Raw genomic sequence first — 21,807 nt, forward strand, 5'->3', positions numbered from 1 at the left:
TGATCGCGTCCCTGCCCCTGATCCGCCCCAACACCGCTGCCCCGCGATGTCCACCGTCTTCAACTTCACCTTCGTGCCCTGGTTCCGCTCGGTGGCCCCGTACATCCACAAGTTCCGCCACCAAACCTTCGTGGTCGGGGTGCCGGGCGAGGCCATCGCCGCGGGCAAGCTGCCCAACCTGGTGCAGGACCTGGCGCTGATCCAGAGCATGGGCGTGCGCATCGTGCTCGTACACGGCTTTCGGCCCCAAGTCAACGAGCAGCTGCGCGCCAAGGGGCACGAGGCGCGCTACCACCGCGGCATCCGCATCACCGACGCGGTGGTGCTCGACTGCGCGCAGGAGGCCGCCGGCCAGCTGCGCTTCGAAATCGAAGCCGCCTTCAGCATGGGGCTGCCCAACACGCCGATGGCCGGTGCCACGGTGCGCGTGATCTCCGGCAACTTCATCACCGCGCGGCCGGTTGGCATCGTCGACGGGATCGACTTCCAGCACTCCGGCGTCGTGCGCAAGGTGGACACCGCGGGCATCGTGCGCGCGCTGGACATGGGGGCGCTGGTGCTGCTGTCGCCGTTCGGGTTTTCGCCGACGGGCGAGGCGTTCAACCTCAGCATGGAGGAAGTCGCCACCAGCGTCGCCGTCGCGCTGCAAGCCGACAAACTCATATTCGTTACCGAGGTGCCGGGCATCCGCGTGCGCCCGTTCGACCCACCGGGTGACGACAACCCGATCGACACCGAGCTGCCGCTGCGCGACGCCGAACGCATCCTCGCCGAGGGACCGCCACCGGTGCAGCCGACCGACCCGGGCTTTTACCTGCAGCACTGCGTACGCGCCTGTAAGGGCGGCGTCGAGCGCAGCCACATCATCCCCTTTGCGGTGGACGGCTCGCTGTTGCTCGAAGTTTACGTACACGACGGCATCGGCACGATGGTGGTGGACGAGAAGCTCGAACACCTGCGCGAGGCAACGGCCGACGACGTCGGCGGCATTCTGCAACTGATTGAACCGTTCGAAAAAGACGGCACGCTCGTCAAGCGCAGCCGCACCGAAATCGAGCGCGACATCGCCAACTACACGATCATCGAGCACGATGGCGTGATTTTTGGCTGCGCGGCGCTGTACCCCTACCCCGAGGCGCGCACCGGCGAGATGGCGTCGCTCACGGTGGCCCCGCAAGCGCAGGGCCAGGGCGACGGCGAAAAGCTGCTCAAGCGCATCGAACAGCGCGCCCGGCTCATGGGGCTGGAGAGCATCTTCGTGCTCACCACGCGCACCATGCACTGGTTCCTCAAGCGCGGCTTTCAGCCCGTCGCCCCCGACTGGCTGCCCGAGGCGCGCAAGCGCAAATACGACTGGGATCGGCGCAGCCAGGTGCTGGTCAAGCGGCTCTGATCCGCGGCGAGGCAACGCCCCAAAAAACGGACGCCATCAAACGACAACCGCCCCACGAGGGGGCGGTGTCGTGTGGGTCAGACGGCACCCGGCCCGCCGCAGCGGGCTCGGACAGGTCAACCAATGATTACTTCTGCTCGCCAGCGGGCTGCTGCGCGGGCTGCTGGGCCTGGTCACCCGCGGGCTGCTGGGCCTGGTCACCCGCGGGCTGTTGCGCCTGGTCGCCAGCGGGCTGCTGGGCCGGCTGTTGCGCGTTGTCGGCGGGTGCCGGCGCGGCGGCAGGCGCGGGAGCCGCCTCGGGCGCAGCGGCTTCTTCCTTCTTGCCGCAGGCGGCCAGGCCAGCGGCGACGATCAGAGCGGCAATCAGAGCGTTCTTGTTCATAGCGGGTCGATGCAAATAAGACAACCGGCAATCCGTGTTGCACAACCACCGCCCCGCCGGCACGGAGCGGCAACGTGGTTTTGGTGCGCAGCCCTCCGACCACGCACCCAACCAGTGCATTATGGGTCGAACCTAGGGTTTACCCTTGTAAGCAATCGTAACAGTCGTAACGATGGCCGTGCGCGGGTCACAGCTCGCGGTGCAACCAGCCCGCCTCAAACCACTGCGCCAGCACCTGCTGCGCCGCGGCGCTGGCGCGCACCACCGTGTCCGCGTCCAGCCGTCGCTGGTCCGCGAGCCGCCGCATCAGCCGCGCGTCGCGGCCAGCGGCGCGCAGCGCCTCGCCGTTGATAAAAACGTGATCGTCATCGTAGGCCATGCGGGTGCGCCGGTCGAGCACCACGGCACCGGGCTGCCACGGTGTCTGCGCGGGTTCGAACCACACCCTCGGTTTCGGTTCCGTCAACACCTCACCCAACGCCACGGCCAGCCCACGCTCGTCGGCAATCAGGCGCTGCAACCCCTCGCGCGCGAAAGCGTGCAGCGCGGGCGGAATGCGCGCCGGCTCGGTCGTCGCGCCCTGGTGCGGATCGCGGTACAGCACGTCGTCCTCGTGTTCGTCGGCCAGGCGCTGCGCCAGTTCCGCGGCCAGCCCGCCGCGCTGTGGCACCCGAAAGCCGATCGACACCGTCATGCAGTCGCCCCCCTCGGCCACGCCGTCGTGCGCCCAGCGCGGCGGCAGGTAGAGCATGTCGCCAGGTTCCAGCACCCACTCGTGCTGCGGCTCGAAGCGCTGCAGGATCTTGCACGGCAGATCCGGGCGCAGCGTGAGGTCGCGCTGGCGTCCGATGCGCCAGCGCCGCCGGCCGCTGGCCTGCAACAAAAACACGTCGTAGCTGTCGTAGTGCGGCCCGACGCCGCCTCCGGCGCTCGCCCATGAAATCATCACGTCGTCCAGCCGCACGTCGGGCACGAAGCGGAAACGCTGCATCAACGCGTGCACGCCGTCGTCGTGCAGGTCGACCCCCTGCACGAGCAAGGTCCAGCCCGGCCGTGACAGCGGCGGCAGCGCGCGCGGACCGCGGCGCGCGTGCGGGTCGAACGGCCCGTGCCGCAACCGCCACGTCTGGCCCGGGTCGTCGGCCTGCGGGTGCTGTTCGACGACGCGCGACTCGACGTCGTCGCGGGCGGCCAGTGCGAACAGGGCCGACCGCGACAGCGGTGCCCGAAAACCCGGGATCGCCTGCCGGATCAACAGCGGACGGCGTTGCCAGTGCCGGCGCATGAATTGCTTCGGCGACAGGCCGCCCAGCAACGGCGTGGGCTGCACCAGGGCATTCGTGGTGGAGCCGGACAATGCCGGCGACGAGGAGGATACGGGGGATACAAGGCGCGGTCGAGCACGAGTCATGGGACAATTGTCCGATGAAAATCACCCCTCCCTGCGTGGCCAGCCTGAGCTGGACCCTGAAAGACACCATGGGCGACGTGCTCGACGCATCGGACGAGCCGGTCGAGTTTCTGGTCGGCGGACGCGACCTGCTGGCCAGCATCGAACAGGCCCTCGTCGGTCTGTCGCCGGGTGACCGCATCGACCTGCACCTGGAGCCCAAGGATGCGTTCGGCGACTTCGACGACCAATTGATCTATCTGGAGCCGCGCTCGGCCTTCCCGGCAGAACTGGCGGTTGGTATGGCGTTTGAGGGACTGCCCCCCGGTTGCACGCCGGATGCGCCACGTGACCGCCTCTACTTCGTCAGCGAAATTTACCCGGACCACGTGGTGCTGGATGCCAACCATCCGCTCGCGGGCATGGCGCTGCGCCTGTCGATGCGGGTGCACGACGTGCGCGAGGCAACCGTAGACGAAGTCGGCCGCGGCAGCGCCGGCAGCGGCTTCTTCCAGGTGCGCGTGGGCGACTGACGCGCCCGGCGCAGCCACCGGCAGCGGTCGGCCCGGGGGGCGGTGCGCCGTGGACGCCGCGGCCCGCGTCAGCCGCGGCCGGTGGAGCCGTACCCCCCCTCGCCGCGCGCCGTCACCGTAGCAAAGGTCTCGACGACCTCGAAGCGCGCCTGTACGACCGGCACGATCACGAGCTGCGCGATACGCTCCAGCGGCTCGATCGTGAACGGGACGGCACTGCGGTTCCAGGCGCTGACCATCAGCTGCCCCTGGTAGTCGCTGTCGATGAGCCCGACCAGGTTGCCGAGCACGAGTCCATGCTTGTGCCCCAGCCCCGAGCGCGGCAGGATCAGCGCGGCGTAACCCGGGTCGGCCAGGTGGATGGCCAGTCCCGTGGGCACCAGCTCGCACGCCCCCGGCACCAGCGTCAACGGCGCGTCCACACACGCGCGCAGATCGACCCCCGCGCTGCCCGGGGTGGCGTACGCCGGTGGCCGCTCGCGCAGCCGCTCGTCCAGGATTTTCAGCTCGACCCGCATCGCATTCCCTTCCCGGCGCAGCAGCAGGGCAGCTCCGGCCACCCCACCACCGCGGCACGGTCACTGCTTCCCCTGCTTCGCGGCCTCTTCCAGCGCCTTCACGGGATCGATCTCGCCGCCCTCCTGGGCGGGTGGCTCCTCGGCCGCGCCGTCGGCCGGCGGCTGTGCGTCCTCACCCTCGGCTGGCGGCTCTTCCTCGCCCCACGGCGAGGCCTCGCCATCGCCGCTGAGCTGGTCGAGCTGCTGCATCACCGCCGCATCGTCGACCTGGACCTTCTTGCCGACGCTGTCCGTGACCAGCCCCGGGAATGCGATCACCACCGCGACCATGATCAACTGCAGGATGATGAAGGCGATCGACCCCTTGTAGATCTGCGCGGTCGTCACCGCCGGAATGCGCTGGCCCGTAACCTTGTCGGTGTAGTCCTCCCGCGCCGCGACGCTGCGCAGGTAGAACAGCGCAAAGCCAAACGGCGGCGTCAAAAACGACGTCTGCAGGTTCATCGCCAGGATCACGCCGAACCAGATCAGGTCGATGCCCATCTTCTCGGCCACCGGTGCCAGCAGCGGGATCACGATGAACGCGATCTCGAAGAAGTCGATGAACATGCCCAAGATGAACACGAGCAGGTTCACGAAAATCAGGAAGCCCAGCGCCCCGCCCGGCAGCTTGTCGAACAGGTGTTCGACCCAGATGTGACCGTCGGCCGCGTTGAACGTGAAGCTGAACACCGTCGAGCCAATCAGGATGAACAGCACGAAGATGCTGAGCTTGGTGGCGTTTTCCAGCGCCTGCTTCAGCAGCCCGAAGCTCAGGCACCGGCGCGCCGCGGCCATGATCAGCGCCCCGACCGCCCCCATCGCGCCGCCCTCCGTGGGCGTGGCGAGGCCCAGGAAAATCGTGCCGAGCACGAGGAAAATCAGGATCAACGGCGGGATCAACACGAAGGTCACGCGCTCCGCCAACCGCGACAGCAGCCCGAGCCGCGAGACGCGGTTGATGATCGCCAGCCCCAGCGCGACGAAGGAAGCGATCGCGATCGAAAAGATGACGCGCTCGTCGCCGGGCGACGGGCCTTCACGGCCGGTCCACGCCTGCATCAACGCGTCGTGGTTTTGCGCCCACGCCCAGCCAGCCACGGCCGCGATCAGCAGCAGCACGAACAGCGACCGGTGGCCGCTGCGGCCGTCGACCTCGGTGTAAATGCGCGCCTGCGGCGGCAGCGGCGGCACCCACGACGGCCGCAGCACGGCCACCGCGACGATGAACAACAGGTAACTGCCCACCAGCAACATCGCCGGCAGCAGCGCCCCCGCGTACATGTCGCCCACCGAGCGGCCGAGCTGGTCCGCCAGCACGATCAGCACCAGCGACGGCGGGATGGCCTGCGCCAGCGTGCCGGACGCGGTGATCGTGCCGGTGGCGATCGTGCGGTTGTAGCCGTAGCGCAGCATGATGGGCAGCGAGATCAGGCCCATCGAGATCACCGCCGCCGCGACCACGCCGGTCGTCGCCGCCAGCAGCGCGCCCACCAGGATCACCGCGACGGCCAGCCCCCCGCGCACCGGGCCGAACACCTGGCCCACCGTCTCGAGCAGGTCTTCGGCCATGCCGCTGCGCTCGAGGATGATCCCCATCAGCGTGAAAAACGGAATCGCCAGCAGCGTCTCGTTCTGCATGATGCCGAACACCCGCAGCGGCAACGCCTGGAACAGCGTGTCCGGGAACAGGCCCAGCTCCATGCCGAGGAAACCGAACGACAGCCCCGTCGCCGCCAGCGCAAACGCGACGGGAAAGCCGCTGAGCAGGAACAGCAGCAGCCCGGCGAACATCACCGGGACAAAATTCTGGGTCAGAAACGCCACCATGATCGTCATCCCGGATGCATCAGTTCGTGCGTCCCGGCCCACCATGGGCTTGGGCATGCTCCGCCTCGGCGATGGCTTTGGCCGTCTCCAGCGCCTCGCTCGAACCGCTGTGCGCCAACGTGTCCGGCCCCTGTCCGGTCAGGAACGCGACGCGCTTGATGAGCTCGCTCACGCTCTGAAGCGCCAGCAGCGCAAACCCGGCGGGAATCAGCAGATACACCGGCCAGCGGATCAGCCCGCCGGCGTTGGACGACATCTCGCCCGACACCCAGGCCCGCTCGAACACCGGCCAGCCCAGCGTGATCATCAGATAGCACAGCGGCCAGACGAACACCACGATGCCGACGATGTCGATCCAGTTGCGCGTGCGTGCGGAAAACTTGCCAGCGATGAAATCGATGCGCACGTGTGCGTTGCGCAGGAAGGCGTAACCGCCACCCAACATGAAGACGGCCGCGAAGAGGTACCACTGCACCTCCAGAAAGGCGTTGGAGCTGATGGAAAACGCCTTGCGCACGATCGCGTTGCCGGTGCTGATCAGCGTCGCGGCCAGGATCAGCCACATGCCCAGCTTGCCGATCGCCTCACCCAACGCGTCGATCCAGCGACAGAAAGACAACAGAGCTTTCATATCCTTATCCCCCGGGTCGCAGGGTATCCGCTTGCGGAAAGCGCCGCAGTATAGCCGCGCCGCTCTCCCGTCCCAAAGCCGGTGCGGGGCACCCCTGGATCGCGGTGCCCCCCGCCCACAAAAAACCCCGCTTGCGCGGGGTCGCCGACCGCGGACGGTCGCGCCTCAGAGTTTGGCCGCTTGCATGTAGCTGTCGAAGCGCGCTTCGGTGAAGCGGAACCACAGATTGGCGTCGCGCTGGAAGTTGCGGTAGTCGGTGTAGACCTTGCGCCAGTTCGGGTTGGACTTCGAGAGCTCGTCGTACAGCGCCATCGCTTCTTTGAAGGCGGCATCCATCACCGACTTCGGCAGCGCCAGCACCTTGGCACCGTTGGCCACGAGGCGCTTGAGCGCCGCCGGGTTTTGCGCGTCGTACTTGGCCTGCATCTCCACGTGCGCGTGGGAGGCGGCCGCCTGCACCATCGCTTTGTACTCAGCGGAGAGATCGTTGTACGCCTTCTTGTTGATGTAGAAATCTACCTCTGCACCGCCTTCCCACCAACCCGGGTAGTAGTAGTTCTTCGCGACCTTGTAAAAGCCCAGCTTCTCGTCGTCGTAGGGCCCAATCCACTCCGCGGCATCGATGGTGCCCTTCTCGAGTGCTTGGTAAATTTCCCCGCCGGGGATGTTTTGCGGCACGGCTCCCAAGCGGCTGAGCACCTTGCCGGCAAAGCCGCCGATGCGCATCTTCAAGCCCTTGATATCTTCGGGCGACTTGATCTCCTTGCGATACCAGCCGCCCATCTGCGCACCGGTGTTGCCACCAGGGAAGTTGACGATGTTGTACTGGTCATAAAACTCCCGGAACAGCTTCAGGCCGTTGCCCTCGTAGTACCACGCGGTGAGCTGACGGCTGTTCATGCCAAACGGAATGGCGGTACCGATGGCAAACGTGTCGTCCTTGCCGAAGTAGTAATACGCGCACGTGTGCCCTGCCTCCACGGTGCCCTGCTGCACAGCGTCCACGACCCCAAACGCGGGCACCAACTCACCCGGCGCGTGCACGGTCACCTCGAACTTTCCTCCGGACATGGCCTTGAGGGCGTCGGCAAACACCTGGGCCCCGCCGTGGATGGTGTCGAGCGACTTCGGAAAGCTCGACGTCAGACGCCAACGGACCGTGGGTTGTGCGTGCGCGGCGGGGGCCGCTGCCGTCGCCAAAATGCCGGCCAGTCCAGCGTGCTTGATGACAGAACGACGATCCATGCTCACTCCTTGTCAAAAAACTTCAGATATGTCGATGACACGACCGCTACCGCAGTGCATCATCGACCTCATGGGGGCAGTGTATGCCGCGCCCCTTGGGCCACCCGTCCGTGTTTTCCCTAATGAGCCGCCGCATTGCCGCGGAAATGAAGAGATTTCAACGCGCGTGCAATGTGCTTCACAAGCGGCCCTCAGCGCTCACCCGCCACCACCGTCAGGGCCGGGCGCTGCGACAGACGATCGCCAAAGCGCTCGCGCACGCGCCGCTCGATGCCCACGGCGTCCAGCCCCACGCGCGACAGCAGCGCCAACGGGTCGCCATGCTCGATGAAGCGGTCCGGCAGCCCCAGCACCAGCGCGGGCCGAACCACACCGGCCTCCGCCAGCAGCTCCAGCACCGCGCTGCCCGCCCCACCGGCGGCCGCCCCCTCCTCCACCGTCACCAGCGCCTCGTGGCTGTTCGCCAGTTCCAACACCAATTCGCGATCCAGCGGCTTGGCCCAGCGCATGTTGGCCACCGTCGCGCCAAGCGACTCCGCCGCCTGCAGCGCCGCGTGCAGCAGCGTGCCAAACGCCAGGATCGCCACGCCACGGCCGCGGCGGCGCACCTCGCCCCTGCCGAACGGCAGCGCCTCGGGCTGCGCGGGCAGCGCCGCGCCGATGCCCGCGCCGCGCGGATACCGCACCGCCACCGGGTGCGACTGCTCGAACGCCGTGGTCAGCAGCCGGTAGCACTCCGCCTCGTCCGACGGACAGGCGATCGACACGTTCGGGATGCAGCGCAGGTACGCGATGTCGTACGCGCCGCAGTGCGTCGGCCCGTCGGCCCCGACGATGCCCGCGCGGTCCAGCCCAAATACCACCGGCAGGTTTTGCAGCGCCACGTCGTGGATCGCCTGGTCGTAGGCGCGCTGCAAAAACGTCGAGTAAATCGCCACCACGGGCTTGAGCCCTTCGCACGCGAGTCCCGCGGCAAACGTCACCGCGTGCTGCTCGGCAATCCCCACGTCGTAATACCGATCGGGAAAGCGCTGATGGAACTCCACCATGCCCGAGCCCTCGCGCATCGCCGGTGTGATGCCCACCAGCCGCTTGTCGCGCTCGGCCATGTCGCACAACCAGCGGCCAAAGACCTGGGAAAACGTCGGCTTGGGCGGCTGGGCGGGCGGCACCAGCCCCACCGCGGGATCGAACTTACCCGGGCCGTGGTAGGCGATGGGGTCGGCCTCCGCCAGTTTGTAGCCCTGCCCCTTTTTCGTGACCACATGCAAAAACTGGGGGCCTGCCCCATCGTCGAGCAGCCGACGGATGTTTTCCAGCGTGGGAATCAGCGAGTCGAGGTCGTGCCCGTCGATGGGGCCGATGTAGTTGAAACCAAATTTTTCGAACAAGGTGGCGGGCACCACCATGCCCTTGGCGTGCTCTTCGAAGCGCCGCGCCAGCTCCAACAGCGGCGGCGCGACGCTGAGCACCTGCTTGCCTACCTGCTTGGCGGCGGCGTAGAAGCGCCCGCTCATCAACTGCGCCAGGTAGCGGTTGAGGGCCCCGACCGGCGGGCTGATCGACATGTCGTTGTCGTTCAGGATGACCAGCAGCGGCGCCTTGGTCACCCCGGCGTTGTTGAGCGCCTCGAACGCCATGCCGGCGGTCATCGCGCCGTCGCCAATGATGGCAATGGCCCGGCGCCGCTCGCCTTTGGCCTGTGCCGCCAGCGCCATGCCCAGCGCAGCCGAGATACTGGTCGACGAGTGTGCCGTGCCGAAGGCGTCGTATTCGCTTTCGCTGCGCACCGGAAAACCGCTGATGCCCCCCAGCTGACGCAGCGTGTGCATGCGCTCGCGCCGCCCGGTGAGGATCTTGTGGGGATAGGTCTGGTGGCCGACGTCCCACACCAGCCGGTCGTGCGGCGTATCGAACACATAGTGCACGGCGATGGTCAGCTCCACCGTCCCGAGGTTGGAGCTGAAATGGCCGCCGGTGCGCGACACGGTCTGCACCAGGAACTCGCGCAGCTCATCCGCCAGCGGGCGCAACTGCGTGCGCGGCAGCCGCCGCAGATCGTGCGGCGAATCGATGGTCGACAGCAGTCCACTCATGATGAATCCTCGGATGATCGTTGCGGCCACGGGTTCATCGATGACCCCGGTGGCGCCCTCCCCGCTGGCTCCTTCCCGCTCCGGCCTGTTGGCTTCCCTGTCGGATGACGCCGTCAGTGTTGGCGCTGCACGACCCAGCGCGCCAGCGCGGCCAGCCGCGGCGTGGCGTGCGCGGGCAAGCCCGCCAGCGCCGCCAGCGCCTCGGCCAGCAGCCGCTCGGCGTATGCCCGTGCGGACCCCACCCCCAGCAGCGACACGAACGTGGGCTTGTCCGCCCGCGCGTCCTTGCCCGCGGTCTTGCCCAGCGTGGCCGAATCGGCCGTCGCGTCGAGCACGTCGTCGATGACCTGAAACGCCAGCCCGAGCGCGCGGCCATAGCGATCCAGCGCCGCGAGCGTCGCGGCGTCGGCACCGGCACTCAGCGCCCCCATGCGCACACTCGCCAGCAACAGCGCACCGGTTTTGCGCCGGTGCATGTCCTCCAGCGCCGCCTGATCCATCCGTTGGCCGACGACCGCCAGATCGATCGCCTGCCCGCCGGCCATACCGCCGGCACCGGCCGCCAGCGCGAGTTCCCGCGCCAGCGCCACCGCGAGCGCCGGCTCGCGCTGCGCCCACGCGGGCGCCACCAGCCATTCGAACGCCAGCGCCTGCAGCGCGTCGCCGGCCAGCAGTGCCAGCGCCTCGCCGAAGCGCACGTGCACGGTCGGCTTGCCGCGGCGCAGCACGTCGTCGTCCATGCACGGCAGGTCGTCGTGCACCAGCGAATACGCGTGGATCAACTCCACCGCACCCGCCGCCCACCACACGGGCGCCTCCGGCGCCGGCTCGGCGTCGGCCACGGCCTCCCACGCCGCCAGCACCAGCAGCGGCCGCAGGCGCTTGCCGCCGTCGAGCACGGCGTAGCGCATCGCCTCGGCCAGGCCGCCGGGCGCGTCGGCCGGCAGCCGTGCCGCCAGCCACGCCTCCATCTGCGCGAGGCGGCGCCCGATCCAATCGGTCATGGCCTGCGCGTCCGCCCCGGACGCCGTGCTCACCACCGCGTCGCTCATGCGCCGGGCTCCCACGCGCGCGTCTGGCCGCTTTCCTCCACCACGCGGATCTGCTGCTCCACCGCCTCCAGCCGGCTGCGGCAGTACGCGAGCAGCGCGGACGCGCGCTGGTACGCGCCCAGCAGTTCATCCAGCGGCATCTGGCCCGATTCCAGCCGCGCCACCAGCGCCTCCAGCTCCTGCACCGCGGCCTCGTACGTCGCCGGCATCGGCGACGGGGGCGCGGGGGACTCGGCGGAAGCGCTAGCGGGTGTGCGTGCCATGGTGCAAAGGGTTGCCGTCGGCCGGTGACGGGTCGCGGCGCGGCCGCCCCGGACACGACGGATATTTGATCCGGCTCAAGGATTGGCCATTGTAGTCGGTTGCCCCCGCGACGGCGGCGGGGTACAATTTCTATGTCCCCCGCGGTCCGGTCTTGGGCCGACGGGGGACAATGCTTTCACCCCACAAGGAGGTGTTTCTCGCCAACCCCGCGCCCAACCGCCATCGCGTCGTGCAAGCGCTTGTTTCCCCTCGGGGAGTCTGAGGTCAGGATCATCATGTCTGATTTGAGTCTTCCATTGCAGCAGGCCGAGAGCCAACTGCCGGTGTCCGTCTATTTCGATGAGGCGCTGTTCGAGCGCGAGCTGCAGACGATCTTTCAGTCCGGGCCCCGCTATGTGGGGCACGCCAACGCGGTTCCGAACGTGGGGGACTACTTCGCCCTGCCGCAGGAAGGGGAAGGCCGCGCGCTCGTGCGCACCGAGCGCGGCGTCGAGCTCGTCAGCAACGTCTGCCGCCACCGGCAGGCCGTGATGCTCAAGGGCCGCGGCAACCTGCTGCAGGACGGCAAGGCACACGCCGGCGGGCACATCGTCTGCCCGCTACACCGCTGGACCTACAGCGGCGGGCTCAACGGCATGATGGAGGTCGGCACCCTCGTCGGCGCGCCGCACTTCGCGCAGGACCCGTGCCTGAACCTGCAGCGCTGGCGGCTGCGCGAGTGGAACGGGCTGCTGTTCGAGGACAACGGCCGCGACATCGCCGCGGACCTCGCCGGCATGGCCGTGGGCAACGCCTTCAACTTCGAAGGCATGGTGCTCGGCCACGTGGAGCTGCACGAGTGCAACTACAACTGGAAGACCTTCATCGAGGTCTACCTGGAGGACTACCACGTCGTGCCCTTCCACCCGGGCCTCGGCAACTTCGTCACCTGCGATGACCTGCGCTGGCAGTTCGCGCGTGAATACTCGGTGCAGACGGTGGGCGTGCAAAACCTCGCCGCCAAGGCCGGCAGCCCCGTCTACCAGCGCTGGCACGAGGTGCTGATGCGCCACCGCGACGGCCAGCTGCCCGAGCACGGCGCCGTGTGGCTGACCTACTACCCGCACATCATGGTGGAGTGGTACCCGCACGTGCTCACCGTCTCGACGCTGCACCCGATCGCGGTGGACAAGACGCTCAACCTCGTCGAGTTCTACTACCCCGAGGAAATCGCCGCGTTCGAGCCGGAGTTCATGGAGGCGCAGCGCGCGGCCTACATGGAAACCGCGGTGGAGGACGACGAGATCGCCGAGCGCATGGACGCCGGGCGCAAGGCGCTGCTGCAGCGCGGCACCAGTGAAGTGGGGCCGTACCAAAGCCCGATGGAAGACGGCATGCAGCACTTCCACGAGTGGTACCGCGCCAAGATGGGCATGCCCGCGGGCGGCAGCGTTTGATGCGGCGCCCCGCGCCGCCGGGTCCGGGCGGCGGGGTGGTAGCCCCACCGCGCCCGGCCATGCGTCCCGCCGCGCGCCCGGCCCAGGCGCTGTGGATGGTGTTGGGCGCGTTTTTGTTCGCGTCGATGGGGGTGTGCATCAAGTTCGCCTCCAGCCACTTCCACAGCTTCGAAGTCGTCGGGTACCGCGGGCTGATCGGCCTGCTGTTTTTGCTCGCGCTCACGCGCGCGCGCGGCGTGTCGCTGGCGACGCGCGTGCCGCTGATGCACCTGTGGCGCACCATCGTCGGCACGATCTCGCTGCTGGCGTGGTTCTATGCGATCGCGCAACTGCCGCTGGCCACCGCGATGACGCTCAACTACATGAGCAGCGTCTGGGTCGCGGCCTTCCTGCTGGGCGGCGCGCTGCTGCTGCAGCGCGGCAGCCAGCCGCTGCGGGACCAGACACCACTGTTTCTCACGGTGCTCATCGGCTTCGGCGGCGTGGCGCTCGTGCTGCGCCCGACGTTCGACGGCACGGCGGCCCTCGGCGGCCTGTCGGGGTTGCTGTCCGGGCTGACGTCGGCCCTCGCGTATATGCAGGTCGCGGCATTGTCGCGCGCCGGCGAGCCCGAGAGCCGCACGGTGTTTTACTTCTCGCTGGGTGCGGCCGTCGTCGGCTTTGCCGGCACCGCCATCGTCGGTGCCAGCCCCTTGAACACCCCCGCGGCGCTGTGGCTGATCCCGATCGGGCTGCTCGCGGTGCTGGGCCAGTTGTGCATGACGCGCGCGTACGCCAGCGGCGCCACGCTGGTCGTCGCCAATCTGCAATACTCGGGCATCGCATTCGCGGCGCTGTACGGCCTCGTGGTGTTCGGTGATCGGCTGCCGCTGCTCGGCTGGGTCGGCATGGCGCTGATCGTCGGCAGCGGCATCGCCGCCACCTTCCTGCGCGAGCGCGCCGTGCCGCGCCTGCCGGCCGAGGAACACGCATGACGCCCCACCGCGACGACCTGTCCTGCCCCCTGATCACGGCCGAGGCGCTGCGCGAACGGCTTGCGCGCGGCGCACCGACACGGGTGTTCGACTGCAGCTTCGAGCTGACCGACCCGGCGGCCGGTCGCGCGCAGTACCGGCAGGGGCACATCCCGGGCGCCCACTACGTCCACCTGGACGACGATTTGAGCGCCGGCGCCGGCGTCCCTGCCGCCAGTGGCGGCCGCCATCCGCTGCCCGCGCGCGAGGTGGTGGCCGAGCGCCTGCGCCGCTGGGGGCTGCGCTGCGACGAACCCGTGGTCGTGTATGACCGCCAGGGCGGCATGGTGGGCGGGCGGCTGTGGTGGATGCTGCGCTGGTGCGGCCACGCCCCGGTGGCGGTGCTCGACGGCGGCTGGGCGGCGTGGCTGGCGGCGGGTGGCGCGGTGGCCAGCGGGGACGCACCCGTCCCTGCCGCCGGGGATTTCGCGCTCGCCGAGCCGCTCGTCACGCTGCGTACGCTCGACGACGTCGCGCGGCATCTGGGCCGCCCGCACCAGACGCTGGTCGACGCCCGCGCCCCAGCCCGCTACCGCGGCGAGGCCGAGCCGCTGGACCCGGTGGCCGGCCACATCCCTGGCGCGCTCAACCGCCCCTGGACGGACAACTTCGGCCCCGACGGGCGCTACAAGCAGGCCGCGCAACTGCGCGCCGAGTGGACTGCATTGCTCGCCGGCCGCGACCCGGCCACCGTCGTCGCGTACTGCGGCAGCGGCGTCAGCGCCATCCCCCATGTTCTCGCCATGCGCGTCGCCGTGTTGCCCGAGCCCGCGCTCTTTGCCGGCAGCTGGAGCGAGTGGTGCACGACGCCCGGGCTGCCGTGCGCGCGGGCCGTCTGACACGTGCGCCCGATCACGCGCGCCAGTAGGTTCAGCCCCGAATAGGCGGCGCTGAACTCGTCTATCGCCGTCAGAAACCCGCGCTGCTGGTAGTCGCGCGCGATGGACAGCGCGTGCTGCTGGTCGCGGATTTTCTCCACCTCGGCCATCTCAAAGATGAGTCGCTCGGGCGAAAACCCGAGCGCCTGGGCACCGCGGATCTGATCTGCTGTGTCTATCGACTGTCTCCTCGCTGTCGTGGGTGTGATCCGTATCGTGCGGCGTGGGGACGGGACGTGTCGTGAGGCCGCTGTTTCGGCGTTTGTTCCAATGTTTTCTGCCAAGTTCATGTTGTATGCTCGGCACGCCACGCTCGGTAGACGTCGCCGTTGACCGTGCGCGCCCCAGGGATATCCCGCCCCCACCACCTGCACCATGCTGTTCGACCGCCTGCGCCTCACCCAACGGGTTTTTGCCGTCATCGTCGGCTATCTCATCGTCCTTGCCCTGGTGGTCGCCTCCGGCCTGTGGGGGCTGTACAACGCCAAGACCAGCCTGCGCGAAATCCACGCGCACCGCATGGCGGTGGCCGAGTCGCTGGCGACGATGCTGCACAACTTCTACGACAACCGGCTGCACGTGCTGCTGGCGTTCCAGCACGCGCCGGACAGCCCGACACGCTCCCTGCACGACCACCCCACCTCGATGCACTTGGACGCGATCGCGGCGCAGCGCGAATCGAACAACGCGGCGCAAAAACGCAACGAGGACACGCTGCCGATGATGAACGACGAGGAGCGGCGCCTGTACGAGGCGGTCGCCGCGACGGGCAAAGCCTGGCAGGCCAAGCGTGATCAGGCGCTCGACGCCATCCGCGCCGAGAATTTCGGCGTCGACGTGATGCAGGCCTTCCTCGTCGCCGGTCGCACCGAAGGCACCGCGTTCGTCAAGGCGATGGAGGCGCTGCGCAACTACCAGCTCAAGAAAGCCGAGGAGGAGGCCGCCATCGCCGAGCGGCGCTACCAGCTCAACTGGGCACTGGTGATCGCGGCCATCCTGCTCGGCGCGCTGCCGATGACCGCGCTGATGGTCGCCACCCAACGCCGCATGTCGGCCGGCTTTCGGATCGCGGATGAGACCGCCTCGGCGATCGCCGCGGGCGACCTCTCGCGCCCCGTCACGGCCACCGGCAGCGACGAGATCACGCACCTGCTGCAGCAGATGGAGACGATGCGCCGCGGCCTGCGCGACCTCATCGGCAGTGTCGTGTCGGCGGCCGACAGCATCGCCGCGGCGGCGGGCCAGGTCGCCAGCGGCACGCTGGACCTGTCGCAGCGCACCGAGCAACAGGCCAGTTCGCTCGAGCAGACCGCCTCGGCCACCGAACAGCTCAACAGCACCGTGCACCAGAATGCCGCCAACGCGCGTCAGGCCGACGAGATGGCCGAAAAGGCCTCCGCCGTCGCGGAGCGCGGCGGTGCGGTCGTGCGGCAGGTCGTGGAGACGATGAACGGCATCAACGAATCGTCGCAGCGCATCGCCAACATCATCAGCGTCATCGACGGCATCGCGTTCCAGACCAACATTCTGGCCCTCAACGCTGCGGTGGAAGCCGCGCGCGCCGGCGAGGCGGGCCGCGGCTTTGCGGTCGTCGCGTCCGAGGTGCGCAACCTCGCCAGCCGCAGCGCCGAGGCCGCACGCGAGATCAAGGCCCTGATCGACGCCTCCGTCACCACCGTCGCCGCGGGCAAGGAACAGGTCGACGCCGCGGGGGCCACGATGGCCGAAATCGTGCACAGCATCGAGCGCGTCACCGAGCTGATGCGCCAGATCGCCACCTCCAGTGCCGAACAGGCCGACGGGCTCGGCCAGATCAACCAGGCCGTCGCGCTGATGGATGGCGTCACGCAGCAAAACGCCGCGCTCGTGGAGGAAGCGTCCGCCGCCGCCGCCGCCCTGCGCGAACAGGCAGAACACCTGAAACAGCAGGTGGCGCGGTTTCGGCTGGGGTGACGCGATGACCGCACCGGGCGCCGCCCAATCGGCTGCCCAATCGGCCGCCGACCGCCTCGCCCCCCGCGGCACGGCGACGGGCAGCGCCCGGCGACGCTCAAATGGCGGGTGGCCGGCGGCCACGATGGCCCTCGTGCCCCGCTCCCTCGTGCCCCGCTCCCTCGCGGCCGGCTACAGCGACCCGCCCGTGGCTCAGTGCGCGCGCTCCCAGTTCGGGCCCACGCCCACCTCGGCCACCAGCGGCACGCGCAGCGTGGCCACGGCGGCCATCAGACGCGGCACCTCGGTGCGCACCCAGTCGATGTCGTCCGGCGGCACCTCGAACACCAGTTCGTCGTGCACCTGCAGGATCAGCCGCGCCTGCCGCCCCGCGTCGTCCAGCGCGTGCTGCACCGCCACCATGCTCATCTTGATGAGGTCGGCGGCCGTGCCCTGCATCGGGGCGTTGATCGCGGCGCGTTCGGCCGCGGCGCGCCGCGGCCCGTTGGGCGAGCGGATTTCCGGCAGGTACAGCCGCCGCCCGAAGACGGTTTCCACGTAGCCGCGCTCGCGCGCCTGCTCGCGCGTGCGCTCCATGTACGCGCGCACGCCGGCGAAGCGCTCGAAGTAGCGCTCGATGTAGTTCTTGGCGGCGGTGGCGTCGATGCCCAGCGCCTTGGCCAGCCCGTAGGCGCTCATGCCATAAATCAGGCCGAAGTTGATCGTCTTGGCGTAGCGGCGCTGCTCGGGCGTGACGAGCGCCGGGGCCACGCCGAACACCTCGGCCGCGGTGGCGCGGTGCACGTCCTGCCCCTCGGCAAAGGCGCGCAGCAGCGCGGCGTCTTCGCTCAGGTGCGCCATGATGCGCAGCTCGATCTGCGAGTAGTCGGCGCTGGCGATGCACCAGCCAGGCGGCGCGACGAATGCCTCGCGGATGCGCCGCCCCTCGGGCGTGCGCACGGGGATGTTTTGCAGATTGGGCTCGTTGCTGGCGAGCCGCCCGGTCACCGCCACCGCCTGCGCGTAGTGGGTGTGCACGCGCCCGGTGACCGGGTGGATCATGGTGGGCAGCTTGTCGGTGTAGGTGCTCTTGAGCTTGGACAAGCTGCGGTGCTGCAGCAGCAGCGCGGGCAGCGGGTAGTCCTCGGCCAATTTTTCCAGCACCTCCTCGTCGGTGCTGGGGGCACCGGTGGCGGTTTTTTTCACCACGGGCAGACCCAGCTCGCCAAACAGCAGATCGCCGATCTGCTTGGGCGAGCCGAGGTTGAACGGTCGGCCGGCGAGCGCGTGCGCCTCGGCCTCCAGCGCCGCGATGCGCTCGCCGAGCGCGGCGCTCTGTGCGCGCAGCGCATCGGCGTCGACGAGCACGCCGTGCCGCTCCATGCGCCACAGCACGTCGCTGACCGCGAGCTCCAGTTCGTAGATGCGCTGCAGCGCCGGCTGCGCCTGCAGCCGCGGCCACAGCACGTGGTGCACGGCCAGGCACATCTCGGCGTCCTCGCCGGCGTACTGGGCCGCGCGCTCGACGGGCACCTGCGCAAACGGGATCTGCGCCGCGCCTTTGCCGCAGACGTCCTCGTAGCTCAGCCCGCGCCGCCCGAGGTGGCGCTCGGCCAGGCTGTCGAGGCCGTGCGGGCGGTGCACCTCCAGCACGTAGCTCTGCAGCAGCGTGTCGTGCACATACCCGCGCACGGTGATGCCGTGGTTGGCGAGCACGTGGCGGTCGTACTTGGTGTTTTGTCCGACTTTGGGCGCGGCGGCGTCCTCCAGCCACGGCCGCAGCAGCGCGAGCGCCTCGTCCAGCGGCAGCTGGCCCTCCTCCGCGCCCGGGCCGGTGTGCGCCAGCGGCACGTACGCCGCCTCGCCCGGCGTGACGGCAAACGACATCCCCACCAGCCGCGCCTGTTGCTCGTCGAGCGACGTGGTTTCGGTGTCCAGCGCGACGAGCGGCGCCGCGCGCAGGCGATCGACCCAGCGCTGCAGCGCAGCGGCGTCGCGCACGACCTCGACGCGCAGTGCCGCCGCGGTGGACGCCGTCGGCGCAGCCTCGGGCTCGTCGAACAGCCCCCGCGGCATCGGATCGCCCCCGGCCGCGTGGGCAGCACCGGATGGGCGGCGGCCGGCGTCGGCCAGCGCACGCGCCAGGGACTTAAACCCGTAGCGCTCGTAAAACGCGCGCAGCGCATCGGTGTCCGGCGCGCGGCGCTGCAGCGCCTGCAGCGACGGCCACCCTGGGACGTATTCAGCCAGGTCGCAGTCGGTGCGGATGGTCAGCAATTGCCGCCCCGTGGGCAGCCAGTCGAGCGCGCGGCGCAGGTGCTCGCCCACGGCGCCTTTGATCTCGTGTGCGTGCGCGACGATGGCGTCGAGCGAGCCGTAGGTCTGCAGCCACTTGGCGGCGGTCTTCGGCCCCACCTTGTCGACGCCGGGCACGTTGTCGATGGCGTCGCCGACCAGCGTCTGATAGTCCACCATCAGGCGCGGCGGCACGCCGAACTCCGCCTCCACCCCGGCGACGTCGCGCACCTTGCCGCTCATCGTGTCGACGATGGTGATGCGCTCGTCGACGAGCTGGCTCAAGTCCTTGTCGCCGCTGGCCACGATCACGCGCCAGCCCTGCCGTGCGGCCGTGCGCGCCAGCGTGCCGATGACGTCGTCGGCCTCGACGCCGGGCACCACCAGCACCGGCCAGCCCTGCAGGCGGATCACCTCGTGGATCGGCTCGATCTGTGCGCGCAGGTCGTCCGGCATCGGCGCGCGGTGCGCCTTGTACGCCGGGTACAGCGCGTCGCGGAAGGTGGGGCCGGAGGCGTCGAACACCACCGCCAGGTGGTCGGTCGGGTGTTCTTTCTGCAGCGCCTGCAGCATGTTGAGGATGCCGCGGATCGCGCCGGTCGGCGGGCTGGTCGGGTCGTCCGGGTTGGCCCGCAGATCGGGCATCGCGTGAAAAGCACGGTAGAGGTAGCTGGAGCCGTCCACCAGCACCAGCAGCGGGGCCCCGGGGGCGCGATCGCTCGTCGTTTCGCTCATCGCGCTATTGTGCCCGGCCGGCCGCGCACCGCCCAGTTTGCCTACAATCGCGGGGTCATGCCCGCCCGCCTACGCCCCCTTCCCCTCCTGTTCGTGTTGCCGGCCGCATCGGCCGTCGCCCAGCCCGCGGCCGAGCCGCCCGCCCCCCGCGCGCCGGAACCGAAGGTCGAGCGCATCCTGCACCAGGACGGCCACACGCGGGTGGAGGAGCTGCGCATCGGCGGGCAGACGCGCTCGATCGATGTGCGTACACGCTCGGCACTGCCGGGCTACGAGGTGCGGCCGATCGACCCGGGCGTCAGCGACGAGCGCTCGGGCGCGGGGTCGCGCCGCTGGCGGGTGCTGGATTTCTGAGGCGCCATGGCCGTCTTCACGGAGGTGGGCCGCGACGAGGCGGCGGACCTGATGCAGCGGCTCGGCCTGGGTGAACTGGTCGATCTGCGCGGCATCCTCGGCGGTATCGAAAACACCAACTATTTCGTCACCACCGAGCGCGACGGCGAGCGGCGCGAGTGGGTGCTGACGCTGTTCGAGCGCCTCACACACGCGCAGCTGCCGTTTTACCTGTACCTGATGCAGCACCTGGCGGCCAAGGGCATCCCGGTGCCGGACCCGCAGGCCGACGCGCACGGCGAGATCCTGCACACCGTGTGCGGCAAGCCCGCGGCGGTGGTCAACCGGCTGCCCGGTGCGAGCGTGCTCGACCCCACGCCGGCGCACTGCCGGCAGCTCGGCGCGCTGCTGGCGCGCATGCACCTCGCGGGGCAGGACTACGACCGCGAGCAGCCCAACCTGCGCGGACTGGCCTGGTGGAACGAGACGGTGCCGGTGATCCTGCCGCACCTGGAGCCGGCGCAGGCGGCGCTGTTGACCGCGGAGCTGGCGTACCAGAACCACATCGCGGCGACCCCGGCGTACCAGGGCCTGCCGCGCGGCCCGGTGCACGCGGACCTGTTTCGCGACAACGCGCTGTTCGAGGACGATCGCCTCAGCGGCGTGTTCGACTTTTATTTCGCCGGCTGCGACACGTGGCTGTTCGACCTGGCGGTGTGCCTGAACGACTGGTGCATCGACCTCACCAGCGGGGCGGCGGACCCGGCGCGCACCCACGCCCTGCTGGAGGCGTACGAGTCGGTGCGGCCGCTGACGGCAGCGGAGCGCGCCCTGCTGCCCGCGATGCGGCGCGCGGGGGCGCTGCGGTTCTGGATCTCGCGGCTGTGGGACTGGTACCTGCCGCGTCCCGCGGCGGCGCTGCAGCCGCACGACCCCACGCACTTCGAGCGCGTGCTGCGTGCGCGGCTGGCGGAATGCTGAGGACAGGACGGCACCGATGAAGCTCAACCGTGTCCCCGCGCGCACCGGCTGGCTCTGGGTCCGCCTGGGCCTGCGCACCTTCGCGCGGCAGCCGTTGGCGATGGGCGGGCTGTTTTTCATGTTCATCCTCGGGGTGAGCGTGCTGGCGATGGTGCCGGTGCTGGGCGCGCCGCTGGCGCTGGCGCTGCTGCCGGCGGCGACGCTGGGCCTGATGGCGGCGACCAAGGAGGCGGCCAGCGGCCGCTTTCCGATGCCGACGGTGCTGGCCAGCGCCTTTCGCGCCGGGCGCGAGCGCGCGCGCGCGATGCTGCTGCTCGGGGCGCTGTACGCGCTGGGGTCACTGGTAGCGATGACGCTGGCCGCGCTGCTGGCGGGCGGGGCCCCGGCCGCCAACGGTGACGACGCGCGGGCGATCTTCGACGACCCGGCGGTGCTGCGCAACCTCGCGTGGCAGGGGGTGCTCTACCTGCCGCTGGGCATGCTGTTCTGGCACGCGCCGGCGCTGGTGCACTGGCACAGGGTGCACCCGGTCAAGAGCCTGTTTTTCAGCTGGGTCGCCTGCTGGACCAACAAGGCGGCGCTGATGGTATTCCTGCTCGGCTGGTCGGCGGTCTTTCTCGTCGTCTCGCTGGTGCTGGTGCTGCTCGCGTCGGCGCTGGGGGGCGCGGGCGCGGTGCAGGTGTTGCTGTTCCCGGTCGCCTCGCTGCTGAGCGCGGCGTTCTTCACGTCGTTGTATTTCACGTTCCGCGACAGCTTCCTGACGGACGACGGGGCGCCGCCGGCCTGAACGGCGCGCGGGCCGTCACAAAGCTTTCACACGCGCTGCGCACA

At 69.5% G+C, this 21,807-nt stretch carries 19 protein-coding genes; 9 read left to right on the forward strand and 10 right to left on the reverse strand.

Annotation, left to right across the window (positions count from 1 at the left end; genetic code table 11):
• Positions 1 to 46 precede the first annotated feature (46 nt).
• A complete protein-coding gene (argA, locus tag LCC91_RS06255; RefSeq protein ID WP_143897381.1) occupies positions 47 to 1,393 on the forward strand; it encodes an amino-acid N-acetyltransferase in 1,347 nt (448 codons plus the stop codon).
• A 127-nt stretch (positions 1,394 to 1,520) separates the two neighbouring features.
• On the opposite strand, the gene LCC91_RS06260 is transcribed toward argA, so the two are convergent.
• Together LCC91_RS06260 and LCC91_RS06265 are read right to left on the reverse strand one after the other, a co-directional pair.
• Entirely contained in the window at positions 1,521 to 1,775 is a 255-nt protein-coding gene (locus LCC91_RS06260) for a hypothetical protein (RefSeq protein ID WP_143897380.1), read from the reverse strand.
• A gap of 187 nt (positions 1,776 to 1,962) precedes the next feature.
• Positions 1,963 to 3,060, reverse strand: a complete 1,098-nt coding sequence (locus tag LCC91_RS06265; RefSeq protein WP_224441071.1) for a JmjC domain-containing protein — start codon at positions 3,058 to 3,060, stop codon at positions 1,963 to 1,965.
• A gap of 140 nt (positions 3,061 to 3,200) precedes the next feature.
• Here LCC91_RS06265 and LCC91_RS06270 point away from each other — a divergent pair, with 140 nt between their 5' ends.
• The gene (locus LCC91_RS06270) at positions 3,201 to 3,698 is read left to right on the forward strand and encodes an FKBP-type peptidyl-prolyl cis-trans isomerase (protein WP_143897378.1); all 498 of its coding nucleotides are present in this window, start codon (positions 3,201 to 3,203) and stop codon (positions 3,696 to 3,698) included.
• A gap of 68 nt (positions 3,699 to 3,766) precedes the next feature.
• On the opposite strand, the gene dut is transcribed toward LCC91_RS06270, so the two are convergent.
• The 7 genes from dut to xseB all read right to left on the reverse strand — a co-directional run bounded on the left by dut (position 3,767) and on the right by xseB (position 11,372).
• Positions 3,767 to 4,216, reverse strand: a complete 450-nt coding sequence (gene dut, locus LCC91_RS06275) for a dUTP diphosphatase (protein WP_143897394.1) — start codon at positions 4,214 to 4,216, stop codon at positions 3,767 to 3,769.
• Positions 4,217 to 4,276: 60 nt separating this feature from the next.
• A complete protein-coding gene (locus tag LCC91_RS06280; protein ID WP_143897393.1) occupies positions 4,277 to 6,085 on the reverse strand; it encodes a TRAP transporter large permease in 1,809 nt (602 codons plus the stop codon).
• Between the two features lie 19 nt (positions 6,086 to 6,104).
• Positions 6,105 to 6,716 carry a TRAP transporter small permease subunit gene (locus LCC91_RS06285; protein ID WP_143897377.1) on the reverse strand — a complete coding sequence of 204 codons (612 nt, stop codon included), beginning with the start codon at positions 6,714 to 6,716 and terminating at the stop codon, positions 6,105 to 6,107.
• Positions 6,717 to 6,881: 165 nt separating this feature from the next.
• A complete protein-coding gene (locus LCC91_RS06290; protein ID WP_143897376.1) occupies positions 6,882 to 7,961 on the reverse strand; it encodes a TRAP transporter substrate-binding protein in 1,080 nt (359 codons plus the stop codon).
• 191 nt (positions 7,962 to 8,152) lie between these two features.
• Entirely contained in the window at positions 8,153 to 10,057 is a 1,905-nt protein-coding gene (gene dxs / locus LCC91_RS06295; RefSeq protein WP_143897375.1) for a 1-deoxy-D-xylulose-5-phosphate synthase, read from the reverse strand.
• 113 nt (positions 10,058 to 10,170) lie between these two features.
• Positions 10,171 to 11,109, reverse strand: a complete 939-nt coding sequence (locus tag LCC91_RS06300; protein ID WP_143897374.1) for a polyprenyl synthetase family protein — start codon at positions 11,107 to 11,109, stop codon at positions 10,171 to 10,173.
• Entirely contained in the window at positions 11,106 to 11,372 is a 267-nt protein-coding gene (gene xseB, locus LCC91_RS06305) for an exodeoxyribonuclease VII small subunit (RefSeq protein WP_143897373.1), read from the reverse strand. The genes LCC91_RS06300 and xseB overlap by 4 nt, the downstream gene beginning before the upstream one ends.
• 276 nt (positions 11,373 to 11,648) lie before the next feature.
• Between xseB and LCC91_RS06310 the strand changes: the two genes are divergently transcribed.
• The 4 genes from LCC91_RS06310 to LCC91_RS13880 all read left to right on the forward strand — a co-directional run bounded on the left by LCC91_RS06310 (position 11,649) and on the right by LCC91_RS13880 (position 16,653).
• Positions 11,649 to 12,809, forward strand: coding sequence for an aromatic ring-hydroxylating oxygenase subunit alpha (locus tag LCC91_RS06310; protein WP_143897372.1), 1,161 nt, complete (start codon positions 11,649 to 11,651; stop codon positions 12,807 to 12,809).
• Between the two features lie 59 nt (positions 12,810 to 12,868).
• Positions 12,869 to 13,783 carry a DMT family transporter gene (locus LCC91_RS06315; RefSeq protein ID WP_043699181.1) on the forward strand — a complete coding sequence of 305 codons (915 nt, stop codon included), beginning with the start codon at positions 12,869 to 12,871 and terminating at the stop codon, positions 13,781 to 13,783.
• On the forward strand, positions 13,780 to 14,661 hold the full coding sequence (locus LCC91_RS06320) for a sulfurtransferase (RefSeq protein WP_043699108.1): 882 nt from the start codon (positions 13,780 to 13,782) through the stop codon (positions 14,659 to 14,661). The genes LCC91_RS06315 and LCC91_RS06320 overlap by 4 nt, the downstream gene beginning before the upstream one ends.
• Before the next feature lie 414 nt (positions 14,662 to 15,075).
• Entirely contained in the window at positions 15,076 to 16,653 is a 1,578-nt protein-coding gene (locus tag LCC91_RS13880) for a methyl-accepting chemotaxis protein (RefSeq protein ID WP_143897371.1), read from the forward strand.
• 192 nt (positions 16,654 to 16,845) lie between these two features.
• Here LCC91_RS13880 and polA read toward each other — a convergent pair whose 3' ends face one another.
• Positions 16,846 to 19,662 carry a DNA polymerase I gene (gene polA, locus LCC91_RS06340; protein ID WP_143897370.1) on the reverse strand — a complete coding sequence of 939 codons (2,817 nt, stop codon included), beginning with the start codon at positions 19,660 to 19,662 and terminating at the stop codon, positions 16,846 to 16,848.
• A 57-nt stretch (positions 19,663 to 19,719) separates the two neighbouring features.
• Here polA and LCC91_RS06345 point away from each other — a divergent pair, with 57 nt between their 5' ends.
• Genes LCC91_RS06345 through LCC91_RS06355 form a run of 3 tightly spaced genes read left to right on the forward strand, consistent with a single transcriptional unit; the run spans position 19,720 to position 21,763 of the window.
• Entirely contained in the window at positions 19,720 to 20,016 is a 297-nt protein-coding gene (locus LCC91_RS06345; RefSeq protein ID WP_058615405.1) for a hypothetical protein, read from the forward strand.
• 6 nt (positions 20,017 to 20,022) lie between these two features.
• On the forward strand, positions 20,023 to 20,976 hold the full coding sequence (locus tag LCC91_RS06350; RefSeq protein ID WP_058615406.1) for a homoserine kinase: 954 nt from the start codon (positions 20,023 to 20,025) through the stop codon (positions 20,974 to 20,976).
• 16 nt (positions 20,977 to 20,992) lie between these two features.
• A complete protein-coding gene (locus tag LCC91_RS06355) occupies positions 20,993 to 21,763 on the forward strand; it encodes a BPSS1780 family membrane protein (RefSeq protein ID WP_143897369.1) in 771 nt (256 codons plus the stop codon).
• The last annotated feature ends 44 nt before the right edge of the window (positions 21,764 to 21,807 follow it).

The sequence above is a fragment of the Tepidimonas taiwanensis genome, from assembly GCF_020162115.1.
GTDB classification, from domain to species: Bacteria; Pseudomonadota; Gammaproteobacteria; order Burkholderiales; family Burkholderiaceae_C; genus Tepidimonas; species Tepidimonas taiwanensis.

Bases quoted from the DNA above. Each gene is read 5' to 3' on its own strand.
- argA (WP_143897381.1), top strand. From the start codon at position 47: ATGTCCACCGTCTTCAACTTCACCTTCGTGCCCTGGTTCCGCTCGGTG.
- LCC91_RS06260 (WP_143897380.1), bottom strand. From the start codon at position 1,775: ATGAACAAGAACGCTCTGATTGCCGCTCTGATCGTCGCCGCTGGCCTG.
- LCC91_RS06265 (WP_224441071.1), bottom strand. From the start codon at position 3,060: ATGCGCCGGCACTGGCAACGCCGTCCGCTGTTGATCCGGCAGGCGATC.
- LCC91_RS06270 (WP_143897378.1), top strand. From the start codon at position 3,201: ATGAAAATCACCCCTCCCTGCGTGGCCAGCCTGAGCTGGACCCTGAAA.
- dut (WP_143897394.1), bottom strand. From the start codon at position 4,216: ATGCGGGTCGAGCTGAAAATCCTGGACGAGCGGCTGCGCGAGCGGCCA.
- LCC91_RS06280 (WP_143897393.1), bottom strand. From the start codon at position 6,085: ATGGTGGCGTTTCTGACCCAGAATTTTGTCCCGGTGATGTTCGCCGGG.
- LCC91_RS06285 (WP_143897377.1), bottom strand. From the start codon at position 6,716: ATGAAAGCTCTGTTGTCTTTCTGTCGCTGGATCGACGCGTTGGGTGAG.
- LCC91_RS06290 (WP_143897376.1), bottom strand. From the start codon at position 7,961: ATGGATCGTCGTTCTGTCATCAAGCACGCTGGACTGGCCGGCATTTTG.
- dxs (WP_143897375.1), bottom strand. From the start codon at position 10,057: ATGAGTGGACTGCTGTCGACCATCGATTCGCCGCACGATCTGCGGCGG.
- LCC91_RS06300 (WP_143897374.1), bottom strand. From the start codon at position 11,109: ATGAGCGACGCGGTGGTGAGCACGGCGTCCGGGGCGGACGCGCAGGCC.
- xseB (WP_143897373.1), bottom strand. From the start codon at position 11,372: ATGGCACGCACACCCGCTAGCGCTTCCGCCGAGTCCCCCGCGCCCCCG.
- LCC91_RS06310 (WP_143897372.1), top strand. From the start codon at position 11,649: ATGTCTGATTTGAGTCTTCCATTGCAGCAGGCCGAGAGCCAACTGCCG.
- LCC91_RS06315 (WP_043699181.1), top strand. From the start codon at position 12,869: ATGCGTCCCGCCGCGCGCCCGGCCCAGGCGCTGTGGATGGTGTTGGGC.
- LCC91_RS06320 (WP_043699108.1), top strand. From the start codon at position 13,780: ATGACGCCCCACCGCGACGACCTGTCCTGCCCCCTGATCACGGCCGAG.
- LCC91_RS13880 (WP_143897371.1), top strand. From the start codon at position 15,076: ATGCTGTTCGACCGCCTGCGCCTCACCCAACGGGTTTTTGCCGTCATC.
- polA (WP_143897370.1), bottom strand. From the start codon at position 19,662: ATGAGCGAAACGACGAGCGATCGCGCCCCCGGGGCCCCGCTGCTGGTG.
- LCC91_RS06345 (WP_058615405.1), top strand. From the start codon at position 19,720: ATGCCCGCCCGCCTACGCCCCCTTCCCCTCCTGTTCGTGTTGCCGGCC.
- LCC91_RS06350 (WP_058615406.1), top strand. From the start codon at position 20,023: ATGGCCGTCTTCACGGAGGTGGGCCGCGACGAGGCGGCGGACCTGATG.
- LCC91_RS06355 (WP_143897369.1), top strand. From the start codon at position 20,993: ATGAAGCTCAACCGTGTCCCCGCGCGCACCGGCTGGCTCTGGGTCCGC.